Origin of the sequence: Paenibacillus polymyxa (genome assembly GCF_001719045.1) — a bacterium.
Classification (GTDB): Bacteria; Bacillota; Bacilli; order Paenibacillales; family Paenibacillaceae; genus Paenibacillus; species Paenibacillus polymyxa_B.
On record NZ_CP015423.1, the window covers coordinates 5271009 to 5283891 of the forward strand.

The following is a 12883-nucleotide window of genomic DNA, read 5'->3' on the forward strand; positions in this document are numbered from 1 at the left end:
GTGGGTTTAGTGTACTGTGTTCAAGCGATCAAAGGTAGCTACCGAGTCTGCTTGGGTATAGACATAAGGGGATTCTGGTTGCTCGACAGCGGTTATTTTTTCGGATCGAATTTCAAGTACCGGAACGTTGCCCTTTTGTGTGGCATGCAGTGTTCCTTCAATGGTCACCCAGGTATCCTTGTCAAAGGACGGGGCCTTCTGGGATTGGACGATGATCCCGAATGGCATGGCATCGGCAGTACAGCACATGACGAGGAATCTTCCTACTGCAAATAGGCCTTTACCCGGCAGGTTGTCGTCTTTATAGACAAAGCCAGTCACCTGTACTTTTTTTCCTTCAAAAGCTTGTTTATATAACTCAATGGCGCCAATAGTTTCGGAGAAAATCTCCGGCTTGATCTGTATGATAGGTTGCTGATACAGGCGTTTCGCCAGCTCGGCGAATTCTACATTGTACTTGTCAGGCGGAACGAACAGCTTATCCAGCGTTTCCTGACTCCATTTTCCCTCTGGAGGGGGCGAAGTTGGGACAGAAGATGCAGTTGATAAAAGGGAGGAGGTGGATGCTTTCGTGGTCTGTATATCTGTTTTTCGTCGGATATCCGGGTTGGGATACGTGAAGGACATGCCTTTTTTGGCGGCCATATCACTACCAAGTGCCTGATTGGGCAGCAGAGAACCGAACAGGAGCGGGATGAGCAGCATTCCATATACGAGTGTTTTTTTGAACCAGCTTTGCGGCAACGGATGCTCACAATCACATACATCCTCACCGTCCCGCTCTCCGATGATTCCGTGCCATGCCATCGCCAATGCGATGAACAAGAGTGGTACAGGACAGAGTAGGAGCAGCTTTTGCATATGGGGAGCTAGGTAGTAATGAAGTGCATTCGTACGGTTTAATGAGATAATGTACACAGCCAATCCGATTAGGAGCAAGGAGCGCATACCATATTGCCAGCGGATGCTAAAGGTTGAATTCACGTTTGTATTCACCTCCCCAATAACCATTCTGCAGCTATAGAACCCACAAGGACGAGTGAAGCAATGAGCAAGCCCAGGATGGCGACAAATTTAGTGCGGAAGGTGCTGAGCAGCATGAGCGTGCCTTTGAAGTCTAACATCGGACCGAGTACAAGAAAGGCTGCCAGCGGACCTAGTGTAAAGGTGTGTGAAAAAGCAGTGGCTACAAAGGCATCGGAGGTGGAACATAGCGACAGTATGTAGGCAAAACCCATCATAAAGGCGTACGATCCGACTGTTCCGTTGCTTAACGAAAGCATCTCGTCACGTGGGATGAAGGTTTGAATGCAGGCTGTTAATAATGCGCCGATAGTGAGATATTTACTCATGTCCAAAAACTCGTCACCAGCATGTACAAAAAAGCCCCGCCATGTGCGACTATGCCGATGAGTCTGATTGTTCTGCTTTTGCTGGTTAAAAGAGAGCAACGACCGTTTGAGCGGATGCACCCGCACAAAGGCATACACGATCAGCCCGATGATCGTGGAGACGGCAAAAGCCAAACCCATTCGAACGGCAGTGACCTCGGGATGGGAAGGGAAAGCCATCATCGTCGCAGCCAGTACCACGGGATTGATAATGGGCCCGCTTAAAATAAAAGTGATACCCATATAGGCAGGCATTCCCTTGAGCATTAATTGGCGAACGACAGGGATCATGCCGCATTCACAAATGGGAAACAGCATACCTAGTAAGGAGGCCAGCAGGACACCCGGTACAGGATGCGCAGGCGCTATTTTGCGAATCCATGTCTCCGGTACAAGCCACTGCAAAAGGGATGAGACGAGTACACCGATAAGGAGAAACGGAACAGCTTCCAGAAAAATACCCATAAATACCGTTTTTAACGGTTGCAGCTGGCCCATATCTAACAAACGAAGCCACTGGGGAGATAGCGTGACAAGCACAGGGATGAGAAAGGCAAACGGAATCATAAAAGGCAGCATCTTCAACAGCGTACTGTTTTTCATTCCACGTCTCCTTGGGAATAAGGGTTCTTATCTACATACTATGTCTGTAGAGGGACAATCATGCCCGCTGGATTGTGCTTGTCTCACCTCCTATATTGACAATTCAAAGAGTGGTCATATATATTTATGTTTGTTATTAGTAATTATTACGATTAAAATCCGATAAATGATTGCAAGAAGGAAACTTTTACGGTACGATCCATATTAAATGTTGTAAAGACAAGGAGGGGTTATATGATACCGATAGTTGTTTTATCCGGTTTTTTGGGTAGCGGTAAAACCACTCTTCTTCAGCATGCGCTGGCTTACTACAAGGAGAAGGGCCTCAAGCCAGCCATTTTGATGAATGAGTTGGGTGATGTTAATCTGGACGGCAGTTTGGTGAATGGCCAAGCACCCATGAAGGAAATGCTCAGTGGTTGTATATGCTGTACTATTCGCGGGGATTTGGGCGTCGAGCTCATGAATCTTGCTGAAGAATATAAGCCGGACGTGATTATTGTAGAATGTACTGGAGTAGCTAACCCGATGGAAATTGTAGATGCAGTGACAGACGCCTCCATCTATTCTTCTATGATATTACAATCCGTTATCACGGTCATAGACGCGCGTCAATTTCTGGATTTTGCCTCGGGGAACGAGAGAGGCAAGTCGCTTCGTTTGATGCAGGATCAGCTTCGGTGCGCTTCCAAACTGGTTATTAACAAGACCGATTTATTGGCTGCGGGCGAGTTGCAGAAAGTACAGGCCCTCGTAAAAGAGTTAAATCCATATGCTCTGACTGTGAGCACGCAACGAAGTGACGTGGACGCGGGTATTTTTTTCTCCACTCAAGGAGAGGAGCGTATGGACGTTGACCATCAGTCTCATGATCACCATGATCACGCCCATGACCACGAACATGGGGAGCATTATCATTCCTACGACCACGTAGTGGTTCACACGCATTTCTTTGGACAACCTGTGCCACGCTCCGAGTTTGAACAGTTGTTCCGCAGTTTGCCAGCTGAAATATACCGGGCCAAAGGAATTGTGCGGTTTCTGGAATCAGAGGGTCAGATGATGTTTCAGTTTGCCTATCGGGAGCTGGAAATCATTCCGATCCGCCCGCAAAAGCCAGTGAACGATGTAGCGGTTGTCATGGGTGAGAATTTCTCTGCTTCCGAGATCGAGGAACAATTGAGAAAGTTGGAAGCGGCCGAAAAGCCATTGAGTAGTAGTTCATGACTTCGAGAACGAGCAACCTTAATCCATCAAGACCTAATCCATCACAACATAATTCTCGCGCACACCTAGCTGGCAAGTCTACTTGGGGATTTACAACAATTCTGCTGCTGACTGCTGGACTGTTGCTTTCGGTGACACTCGCAGTCATGCTCGGTCCTGTAGCTGTCGCACCGGGGACGATATGGCGAATTGCACTGTCTCATCTTCCCTGGCTGGACCAGTGGATACCCGTGACATGGACCAAGCCTGAGCAATATATCGTTTGGGAAATCCGCTTTCCACGCGTGCTGCTAGGTGTTGTCGTAGGAGCAGGACTTGCTGTTACAGGGGCGACTATACAGGCATTAATTCGTAATTCGTTAGCGGACCCTTATATTTTAGGAGTCTCGTCTGGGGCTTCGGTGACAGCCACGTTGGTAATTGTGTTCGGAGCTTTCGGATTTTTAGGACGACTTGTGCTGCCTTTATCTGCTTTTATAGGCTCGTTAGCTGCAATGCTTATGGTGTTCGCGTTAGCCCGTGTGGCTGGGAGCATATCGACGACCCGCTTATTGCTGGCAGGAGTGGCGGTGTCCATGATGCTGTCGGCTGTGACTAGCTTTATCGTTACGATGGCCCCGAATGAAAAAGGCATTCGTGACGCGATGTATTGGATGATGGGAAGTTTGGCAGGTGCTCAATGGGACACGCTTTTCATTCCAAGCCTCATTGTAGCCGTTGGAACGGCTGTGCTCCTGACCCGATACCGTTCGCTGAATGCTTTGCTAACGGGTGAAGAAACCGCAGTAACGCTAGGGGTGAACGTACAGACGTTCCGCGTATTACTGGTTGTTGTGGCGTCTCTTTTAACCGGGGCAGTCGTATCAGTGAGTGGCTCGATTGGCTTTGTCGGGCTTATGATTCCGCACATCGTTAGGCTGATAGTGGGATCAGATCATCGGCGTGTACTGCCCGTCAGTCTGTTGGCGGGAGCTATTTTTGTCGTGTGGGCTGATGTATGTGCCCGGCTCGTGCTGGCTCCACAGGAGCTGCCGATTGGTATTGTAACGGCTGTGTGCGGAGGCCCCTTTTTTGTGTGGCTTCTGCGTCGTAGTTCCTACTCGTTTGGAGGCGAAAAATGAATATAGAAGTTGAAAGCGTGACCTTCAGTATTCACGACAAACGGCTGATCGACGGCATCTGTCTCCAGGTAAAAGCAGGGGAGCTAGTCGGATTGATTGGTCCGAATGGCAGCGGGAAATCGACGTTGCTCAAAAATATGTATCGTGTGCTAAAGCCTGACAGTGGTTTGGTTACGTTGGATGGGCAAGATATGCTGCGGATGAAGTATAAAGAAACGGCCCGACAAATGGCAGTGGTGAGTCAGGATGCGCCGCAAACGTTTGATTTTTCAGTACGGGGCATCGTCCTGATGGGTCGCCATCCGCATAAGAAACTGCTGGAAGCAGATACTGTTGCCGATCATGAATTGGTCGAGCAGGCGCTGGAGCGGGTAGGCATGAATGCTCAGGCGGATCAGGGCTTTGCCACCTTGTCTGGCGGAGAAAAGCAACGGGTATTAATCGCCAGAGCTTTGGCCGGACAGGCGAAATTTCTTGTTTTGGATGAGCCAACAAATCATCTGGACATCCGGTATCAGCTGCAAATTCTGGATTTGGTCAAAACACTTCGGATAACTACGCTAGCTGCACTACATGATTTGAATTTGGCTGCATTTTATTGTGATCGAATGTATGTATTAAAAGAAGGCAAAGTGGTAGCCTCCGGCATAACGGAGGATGTGCTTCAGCCAGACCTGCTGTGGAGTGTATTCGGGGTGGAGACAGAAATCTGTATTCATCCAAAAACCGGGAAGCCGAATATTACCTTTTTACCGGATTCTCTCAGGAGAGGAGGCTATCCATGACGCTAACAGAAAAGGTGATATGATGAGGTAAGATAAACTACAAATAAAAGAGGAGACGGTACATTTGAAAAAATATGGAAAGCCCGCGTTACCGCTGGTTATGCTCGCTTTGGCGATGTTGCTGTTGTTATCAGCCTGCGCAGCAGGAAACACGGCTCAAACAAGCGATCCATTGGCAAACGGGCAGCAACCTGCTGCATCGCAATCGGCAACCAATAAGACTTCGGTAGAGCTTGAGAACATGGGCGTTAAAATGGCATTTCCCGAGGCGCCCAAACGCGCGGTTACACTGAACCAGCACGCGACTGAGGTTATGCTGGCTCTTGGACTGGAATCCTCTATGGTAGGAACTGCGTATTTGGATGATCAGATTTTACCGAAATATAAGACTCAATATGACAAAATCCCGGTACTGGCCGAACAATATCCGTCCAAAGAGGTGTTTATGACCGCTGCACCGGATTTTGCCTATGCAGGTTGGAAGAGTGCCTTTAATGATAAAAATCTGGGTTCCCGTGAGGAGCTAGCCAAACAAGGGGTGCTGACCTATGTACAGGAGTCCTCAAACAAGCCGGGTCCCATATTAGAAGATGTATATCAGGATATACTAAATATTGGGCGTATTTTCAGGGTTGAGGAGCGTGCAGAAAAGCTGGTAAATGACATTCGTGAACAAGTGAAGTCCATTCAGACTCAAATTGGTACTGTTGAGCAAGCACCCAAGGTGTTTGTTTATGACAGCGGAGAAGACAAGCCCTTTACGGCTGCCAACAATTATCTAACGTCTTTAATTGAAAGTGTGAAGGCGAAAAATATTTTTGATGATATTGACAAAAGTTTCACCGAAGTAAGCTGGGAAGAGGTTGTGAACCGTAACCCTGATGTGATCGTCATTCTCGACTATGGTGATACTTCACTGGCTGATAAAGAGAAGTTGCTCCTGAGCAAGCCTGCGCTGGCTGGTGTGGAAGCGATCAAAAACAAACGGTTTATAGTCCTGCCATTATCCGCGGCGGCTGAAGGTGTACGTGCACCGATTGCACTGAAAACCTTGGCTGCAGGCTTGTACCCGGACAAAATGAAGTAAACAAACAAAAGAGTTGCCAAAACATTGACGAACCTTGCCTAAACTGTTAAACTTGCTAATGCGTAAAGGTTACGTTTATCAAACGCTTATTTTTTTATTACCAAATCGTAATAATTACGGTAGATGGTTTAATGATCATAAACGACCTGGAGAATCTGCGCAAATGATGATCGCTCAGATGGCTCCAGGCTTTTTAAAGGAAAAGGAGGTTTGCGTCATGTTATTGGCCTCATTGGAACAGGTCACATTTGGCTACGGAGATGTTCCTAACTTGGTGGATGCCAATGTTGAAATTTTTTCGGGAGAATTTGTGGCTATTACCGGACCGAATGGTGCTTCCAAATCAACCATGCTCAAACTATTGCTCGGCTTGCTTCAGCCTTGGAAGGGCAAGGTGTTTATGTCTAACCGTACAGGTGAAGGCAAAAAGCTCGTTGTCGGCTTTGTATCCCAACAAATTGCTGCCTTCAATGGCGGATTTCCAAGTACGATTTTGGAATTTGTCCGTTCAGGAAGATATACTCATGGCTCTTGGTTACGCCGTATGCGGTCTGAGGATCATGATCTGACTGAGCAGGCGCTGCGTCAGGTAGGCATGTGGGATTTGCGTCACCGTAAAATCGGCGAATTGTCCGGTGGACAGAAGCAACGCATTTGTGTGGCGAGAGCGCTCGCTCAGGAATCAGATTTGCTCATTTTGGATGAGCCCACGACCGGCATGGATCAGGAAAGCCGCCATCATTTCTACGATCTGATGAATCAGCAGGTTAAGGAATATGGAAGAACTGTGGTCATGGTGACCCATGGACTATCGGAAGTACAACATTATCTGGATCGAATTATTGAGCTTGAAAGGAAGGAAGATGGCGGATGGAAATGCTGCACTACGACTTCATGCAGCGGGCATTTTGTGCCGGTGGGGTAATTGCACTGCTGGCCTCGGTGCTTGGAGTATACCTGATGCTGCGGCGTCAGGCTCTCATGGCGGACATGCTATCGCATGTATCGCTGGCAGGGGTAGCAGCGGGTGCCTATTTAGGCATTAACCCGACGATAACCGGATTTGTTGTTGCCGTAATCGGCGCGATTATCGTTGAATACGTCCGCAGGTCTTATAAAACATATAGTGAGATATCTGTGGCTATTATTATGGTAGGTGGCCTCTCGACGGCCGTTATTTTAATGAATCTGAATCAGAGCATCAACAAAGGGTTTTCCGCTTATTTGTTCGGCTCGGTCGTAGCGGTCAATCAGACAGAGCTGATGTTGATGATTGTAGTGGCTGTGATCGGAGGTATTTTCTTTTTTGTATTCCGGCGTCCTTTGTATCAGATTACCTTTGATGAAGAAACGGCGAAGACCAATGGTCTTCCTGTCAAGTCCATTTCATTTGCATTTAGTATTTTAACAGGGATGATTGTAGCTGCTGCAATGCCGATTGTCGGTGTGCTGCTTGTCTCCTCACTCATCGTGCTCCCTGCAGCGCTGGCGATTCGAATTGCACCGAGCTTCGCGGCAGCCATCTGGATATCTATGGTCACTGCATTGATCGGCGTATTTATGGGTTTAACGGCATCATATGAACTCAGTACTCCCCCAGGGGGGACGATTGCCATGGTGCTGTTATTATTCCTGATTATAGGAGCTGGTATTCAAAAGCTGGTCCGTAAGCTGGGCAAGCAACAGGCTTCCCGGCGGAAGAAGGCGACAGGCCAGTGAGTGTAATTACAGTGAGAATTAACTAAAAAATCTAACGCATAAAGGAGTAATGAATATGAATACATGGTTCAAAAAATCATTTGTATTGTCTGCGGGACTAGCACTTATTTTATCTGGCTGCGGAGCCAAATCTGATAATGCAGCTACAAATGCTTCCCAAACCGAGCCGAATGCGGCACAGACAGCAGACAGTGGTAAGAAGCTGAATGTAGTCACCACTTTTTATCCAATGTATGAATTCACGAAGCAAGTTGCTGGAGACCATGCTAACGTAACCGCGTTGATTCCTGCTGGTGCTGAGCCGCATGACTGGGAACCGAGCGCCAAAGATATGGCACAGGTTAAGGATGCTGACGTATTTGTGTATAACGGTATCGTCGAAGGTTGGGCAGAACAGGCTTTGAGCAGCGCGTCCAACGATAAGCGTGTTGTAGTTGAAGCGAGCAAAGGGTTGAACCTGATGGAAGGGACTGCTGAGGAGGAAGAAGAAGCACACGCAGAGGAAGGCCATGATCACGATCATGTGCTGGACCCTCATGTATGGCTTGATCCAGTCTTGGCTCAAAAAGAAGTAGAAGCTATAGAAGCAGGGCTTGTAAAAGCCGATCCTGCAAACAAAGCAGACTATGAGAAAAACGCCGATGCTTATATCGCTAAGCTGAAAGAACTGGATACCGATTTCAAAACGGGTCTGAAAGATGTAAAACGTAAAGACTTTATTACGCAGCATGCTGCTTTTAGCTATTTGGCTAAGCAATACGGTCTAACCCAAGTACCCATTGCCGGTTTATCTCCGGAGCAAGAGCCTACACCGGACAAGCTGGCGGGTATTATCAAATTTGCCAAAGAAAATAATGTTAAAACGATTTTCTTTGAAACTCTTGTTGATCCGAAGGTCGCTGAGACCGTAGCTACTGAAATTGGTTCGAAAACGGATGTGCTTAATCCGCTTGAAGGGTTGACAGATGAAGACAAACAGAAGAACCTGGATTACCTTGGTGTAATGAAAAACAATCTGGAGGCTTTGAAAAAAGCCTTGAATGAATAAACAGACCTTAAACGAATAGTACAAAAAATGACGTTGAGGAACGATACCAGCGTCTTTTTTTATGTCTGTCTAAGAAGATTGTACTTTTTTGGCTAGTGCTCTAGATACAGTAGATATATAGTACTTTGTAATCTTCACACTACATAAATTATTTACGTCATTGTGAAACGTTTTTTTGAAAACTAATGCTGTAGTAGCTAGTTTCAAATTTCTTTTATAATTCATTGGTAGCGTTTTTATTTTTACAGATTCTTTCTATTAATATTACTAGTTTATTCACCGATATTGAAGTTTGGGCGTGCAATATCATTTGACAACGGATTGGAGAGGTTAATTTGGCAACAGTTATAGTAGTGGATGACTCTTTATTTATGCGTTCTGTGCTTAAGGATATTCTTTTGGATTTAGGTCACGCTGTTATCGCGGAAGCAGAAAATGGGTATGATGCTGTTTTGAAATACGCACACTTTCGTCCCGATTTAATCACCATGGATATTAATATGCCTAAGATGGACGGACTTGAGGCTGTTAAAAAGATTGTAGAGCTTGATCCTCAAGCCAACATTTTGATGTGTTCTGCTTTGGGGCAGCAGGAAGCGATTATAAAAGCATTTCAGGCAGGTGCAAAAGACTTTATTGTTAAACCATTTGAGATGGAAAGGGTCGTGAATGCAGTCACAAAAATGCTGGGGAGTTAATGAATCAAGATTTTTAATACATAAATATTGAACATGTTAAAGCGAGAATTCCATGCTTATTTTCACGAATATGGAGATGAATAGGATGAGCAATCGAGTGTTGTCTCAAAAAGTATTTATAGACGAATTGATCGCTACGATCAAGAATGGAGGGCTTGTCCCTGTAAATTATGAACACCTCATCAGCGAACAAAGAGAAAGAATGGATGCTCTTAACAATGAACTTACCCTTCGTATTGAGGGATTAGAGACTGATTTGATCTCTGCTTCGACACATTCCATTCCTTTTGCCAATGGCGAAATTATGTTTCTTGCTCGTTATATTGTACTCATTGGGGATCATACCGAGGGATACTTTGTGTTCTATCGGGCAGAAGATTGTGAAAGTCCAGAGGAATATCAGTTTTTAACAAGCTCTTATCAACTTCCACATTTATTACTTGAATTATCTCTTTCTTTAAAAGAACATGGTACTAATGAGCCGATCGATATTCTGACTTATTGGAATGGCCCTGTCTACCCGCTGAAAGATTTGAATAAAGAAGATATTAAGCTATCCACCTATGAATTTTAATTCCCTTGAGAGAGTCAAATCCCTCAGGGGATTTTTTTACATTGATAATCAAACGCATGTTCGCATATAATACAAACAAACGTTCTGATAAGGAGTGAAGGATCATGTTGGAAAAATACGTGGGGCAGATCGTGGAAATCGTGTATTTGGATCGGAAGGGCAAGCTGTCTCATCGGCGTATCGAGGTGCATCGTGTGCAGAATGGCTTGATACGAGCCACCTGTCTACAGACAGGCCAGCCACGTGTTTTTCGATTAGATCATGTATTGGCATGGCATCCGGTAACCAGAACAGCATAGGAGGGGCTTATGATGGGGAAAAAGCTTGAAGGAAATGGCATATGGGAAAGCTCGCGCATGATTTTGCCTGAGCATCGGGAGGCATATTTAAGACTGATGAAGGAGCAAGGAAGGCGCGGCAAGCCAGCACTGGACGATCAGGAAATGCAGCAGATTGAACAGGCCATCATCGTATCCTATAACGAACGGAAGCCTATTACGCTAAAAGTGTTCAACCCGTTTGATGATGAGGAGCTTCGTGGATTGGTCACGGTGATTAATACAAGTCGGCGAGAAGTGAAGCTGTCCCGTGGGGAGGAGGATTTTAGCTGGATTAAGTTGGAGGAAATTATCGAGGCGGATATATAAAAAAGTCTGACTAAGTCGGACTTTTTTACATTTGTCCTGCCGTTTTATAATTAAGATTGTAGCTCTATGAATTCATATATAAAATAAACTGTAATTGCAAAAGGAGGAGTTCAATAATGAAAATTAGTAAAAATAATGCGGAACATTATATATGGGGAGATCAATGTGATGGTTGGCGCTTGGTGAAAAATAATGATTTGAGCATTATTCATGAGCGGATGCCCGGAAATACACATGAGGTCAGACATTATCATCATCATGCGCGCCAATTTTTCTTTATTTTATCAGGTACAGCGGTACTTGAAGTGGATGGTGAACGAATCCAATTAGGATCTCAGGAAGGGTGTGAGGTTCCTCCTATGGTGCCTCATCAAATGTTTAATGAAACGAATCAGGATGTTGAATTTTTGGTTATCTCTCAGCCTGCGAGCAGAGGTGACCGGGTTCTGGCCGAAAAATAATATTTTGGAGCAGACCTAAAGGAGCATATAGGACAGAATAACTTAGAGTATAAAAATAAAACCAGCCTAGCACATGAAAATCAAGTGCCGACTGGTTTTTTTTATCAATAAATATCCTTAGCATCTGCTGGGAGAGCTTTTACGTGATGGAGATAGTTCGTAACACGTTGATCGTCCAGAGTCGGATATTCGTAGCCATAATAGTTCGCTACTTCCAAGGCAACTTCTCTAAATAAATTTCCCATGATCAAAAGAGACTGCCACATATGTTCATAATCTGCATCCGCAAATGTTTGGATGTAGAGCGTCCAAAGTCCAGGCTCAAGGTGGTTCTTGAAATATTTTCCCTGTTTACCCGGATCTGCCGCGAAGTCTGTTCGTATACCAATATGCCATTCCAGCATCAAGTGGAGCGCATCTCTAACAGGCCGATCTAGCATACATTTAGCATAGGGCAGCTCCTGTCGCCATAACCCTTTAGCCACATAAGTACTGACCCACCAGAACTCATTACAGGAATCTGCATAGGTTTGGGCGGTTGGAGGGACTGTCTCATAATCTTGAAGATTTGGCGGTGGAAAAGGCTTTACCAGTCCGTCTTTATCCAAGAGCAGTACACTTAAGCTGTCTCGGGGCCAATTGGCGATGTTAGCCACAGGGCAGAGGGTAAGATCTATGCGATTGCCATCCGTAAATAACATAAGAAAAGCAAAGCGATCATGGGGCATCGGGGTAGGTTCCATATGCTCATCGGGCGTCTGCATAATGATCAATTCTCCAAAGTGGTGAATCCAGCCACGTTCCTGAATAAAGCTGTCCATGGAAGATACGAGAAAGACGATGTCATAATCCTGAAAAATATCTCGTAGAGCATGTGGATTAGCGCGTGAACCGTTCATAATCACAGCACGTACCCGTTCGTCCTCTTGAGCAAATTGGAGAATGGTATGCAGCATCTCTTGTTCACTTCTCACTATAGTCGTCTCCACAAACGGTATCGAAAGGAAAAAAACGTAGACAAGACAGCAGTAGAAATAAGGGCCACCAGTTCAAGGATCATCAAGAAAAACGACCTTCTGTAAGTTCTTTTATCTGGGAAAAGTATCCTATCCTTACAATAGCCTATCCATGGAAGCCATTCAACTGTGCTGCCGAGGCCTTCTTCATTACCCAAAGTACACTTGACCGAATTGTATGTTTTATCCATAATGAAGCGAGGCATCAAGTACAGACCATCGAAACTCTCATAGGCTTATGGGAGGCAAATCAGACAGATGTGTGCTCATCACATGATTCAAGGAATGAACTCGCAGAATCTTATTTCTATAAGGCATTCGGTCTTTTTAATATAATGAAGCATCACATATCGATTCAAGGTGTCATTAGCGGCACCATACCGGGTAGAATTTTTTATCTAATAATGGGGATAACGCTGTATTGAGCAACCCCCAAGGCATTTTTCTGGGAGGAAGTCCGGACAATAAAGCCTTTTTAAAAGAAATCAACATGTTGCTTCAAGAAA

At 45.4% G+C, this 12883-nt stretch carries 15 protein-coding genes; 12 read left to right on the forward strand and 3 right to left on the reverse strand.

Annotated features, from left to right (window positions below):
- Positions 1-6 precede the first annotated feature (6 nt).
- Both AOU00_RS23835 and AOU00_RS23840 read right to left on the reverse strand, forming a co-directional pair.
- A complete protein-coding gene (locus AOU00_RS23835) occupies positions 7-984 on the reverse strand; it encodes a TIGR03943 family putative permease subunit (RefSeq protein WP_069291814.1) in 978 nt (325 codons plus the stop codon).
- An 8-nt stretch (positions 985-992) separates the two neighbouring features.
- Positions 993-1994 (reverse strand): permease, encoded by a 1002-nt coding sequence (locus AOU00_RS23840; protein ID WP_069291815.1) that lies wholly within the window; start codon positions 1992-1994, stop codon positions 993-995.
- 234 nt (positions 1995-2228) lie between these two features.
- Here AOU00_RS23840 and AOU00_RS23845 point away from each other — a divergent pair, with 234 nt between their 5' ends.
- From AOU00_RS23845 to AOU00_RS23900, 12 genes are all read left to right on the forward strand, one after another.
- A complete protein-coding gene (locus AOU00_RS23845; RefSeq protein WP_069291816.1) occupies positions 2229-3221 on the forward strand; it encodes a CobW family GTP-binding protein in 993 nt (330 codons plus the stop codon).
- On the forward strand, positions 3218-4342 hold the full coding sequence (locus AOU00_RS23850; RefSeq protein ID WP_069291817.1) for a FecCD family ABC transporter permease: 1125 nt from the start codon (positions 3218-3220) through the stop codon (positions 4340-4342). The genes AOU00_RS23845 and AOU00_RS23850 overlap by 4 nt, the downstream gene beginning before the upstream one ends.
- On the forward strand, positions 4339-5127 hold the full coding sequence (locus AOU00_RS23855; RefSeq protein ID WP_069291818.1) for an ABC transporter ATP-binding protein: 789 nt from the start codon (positions 4339-4341) through the stop codon (positions 5125-5127). The genes AOU00_RS23850 and AOU00_RS23855 overlap by 4 nt, the downstream gene beginning before the upstream one ends.
- A gap of 64 nt (positions 5128-5191) precedes the next feature.
- The gene (locus AOU00_RS23860; protein ID WP_069291819.1) at positions 5192-6214 is read left to right on the forward strand and encodes an ABC transporter substrate-binding protein; all 1023 of its coding nucleotides are present in this window, start codon (positions 5192-5194) and stop codon (positions 6212-6214) included.
- 217 nt (positions 6215-6431) lie between these two features.
- Positions 6432-7139, forward strand: coding sequence for a metal ABC transporter ATP-binding protein (locus AOU00_RS23865; protein ID WP_025724201.1), 708 nt, complete (start codon positions 6432-6434; stop codon positions 7137-7139).
- Entirely contained in the window at positions 7085-7933 is an 849-nt protein-coding gene (locus tag AOU00_RS23870) for a metal ABC transporter permease (protein WP_069291821.1), read from the forward strand. Before AOU00_RS23865 ends, AOU00_RS23870 begins: the two co-directional genes overlap by 55 nt.
- Before the next feature lie 55 nt (positions 7934-7988).
- Positions 7989-8981 carry a metal ABC transporter substrate-binding protein gene (locus AOU00_RS23875; RefSeq protein WP_069291822.1) on the forward strand — a complete coding sequence of 331 codons (993 nt, stop codon included), beginning with the start codon at positions 7989-7991 and terminating at the stop codon, positions 8979-8981.
- Positions 8982-9316: 335 nt separating this feature from the next.
- Positions 9317-9679, forward strand: a complete 363-nt coding sequence (locus AOU00_RS23880) for a response regulator (protein ID WP_023988407.1) — start codon at positions 9317-9319, stop codon at positions 9677-9679.
- An 85-nt stretch (positions 9680-9764) separates the two neighbouring features.
- Positions 9765-10253, forward strand: a complete 489-nt coding sequence (locus AOU00_RS23885; RefSeq protein ID WP_039273324.1) for a hypothetical protein — start codon at positions 9765-9767, stop codon at positions 10251-10253.
- Between the two features lie 104 nt (positions 10254-10357).
- The gene (locus AOU00_RS23890) at positions 10358-10552 is read left to right on the forward strand and encodes a hypothetical protein (protein WP_013310131.1); all 195 of its coding nucleotides are present in this window, start codon (positions 10358-10360) and stop codon (positions 10550-10552) included.
- Positions 10553-10564: 12 nt separating this feature from the next.
- Entirely contained in the window at positions 10565-10900 is a 336-nt protein-coding gene (locus tag AOU00_RS23895; RefSeq protein WP_013310132.1) for a YolD-like family protein, read from the forward strand.
- Positions 10901-11016: 116 nt separating this feature from the next.
- Complete coding sequence (locus tag AOU00_RS23900) at positions 11017-11361, forward strand: cupin domain-containing protein (RefSeq protein ID WP_028542344.1); 345 nt, start codon at positions 11017-11019, stop codon at positions 11359-11361.
- A 104-nt stretch (positions 11362-11465) separates the two neighbouring features.
- On the opposite strand, the gene AOU00_RS23905 is transcribed toward AOU00_RS23900, so the two are convergent.
- Positions 11466-12335, reverse strand: a complete 870-nt coding sequence (locus tag AOU00_RS23905) for an aminoglycoside 6-adenylyltransferase (protein ID WP_069291823.1) — start codon at positions 12333-12335, stop codon at positions 11466-11468.
- Positions 12336-12883: the final 548 nt, after the last annotated feature.

Bases quoted from the DNA above. Each gene is read 5' to 3' on its own strand.
- AOU00_RS23840 (WP_069291815.1), bottom strand. From the start codon at position 1,994: ATGAAAAACAGTACGCTGTTGAAGATGCTGCCTTTTATGATTCCGTTT.
- AOU00_RS23845 (WP_069291816.1), top strand. From the start codon at position 2,229: ATGATACCGATAGTTGTTTTATCCGGTTTTTTGGGTAGCGGTAAAACC.
- AOU00_RS23850 (WP_069291817.1), top strand. From the start codon at position 3,218: ATGACTTCGAGAACGAGCAACCTTAATCCATCAAGACCTAATCCATCA.
- AOU00_RS23855 (WP_069291818.1), top strand. From the start codon at position 4,339: ATGAATATAGAAGTTGAAAGCGTGACCTTCAGTATTCACGACAAACGG.
- AOU00_RS23865 (WP_025724201.1), top strand. From the start codon at position 6,432: ATGTTATTGGCCTCATTGGAACAGGTCACATTTGGCTACGGAGATGTT.
- AOU00_RS23870 (WP_069291821.1), top strand. From the start codon at position 7,085: ATGGAAATGCTGCACTACGACTTCATGCAGCGGGCATTTTGTGCCGGT.
- AOU00_RS23875 (WP_069291822.1), top strand. From the start codon at position 7,989: ATGAATACATGGTTCAAAAAATCATTTGTATTGTCTGCGGGACTAGCA.
- AOU00_RS23885 (WP_039273324.1), top strand. From the start codon at position 9,765: ATGAGCAATCGAGTGTTGTCTCAAAAAGTATTTATAGACGAATTGATC.
- AOU00_RS23890 (WP_013310131.1), top strand. From the start codon at position 10,358: ATGTTGGAAAAATACGTGGGGCAGATCGTGGAAATCGTGTATTTGGAT.
- AOU00_RS23895 (WP_013310132.1), top strand. From the start codon at position 10,565: ATGGGGAAAAAGCTTGAAGGAAATGGCATATGGGAAAGCTCGCGCATG.
- AOU00_RS23900 (WP_028542344.1), top strand. From the start codon at position 11,017: ATGAAAATTAGTAAAAATAATGCGGAACATTATATATGGGGAGATCAA.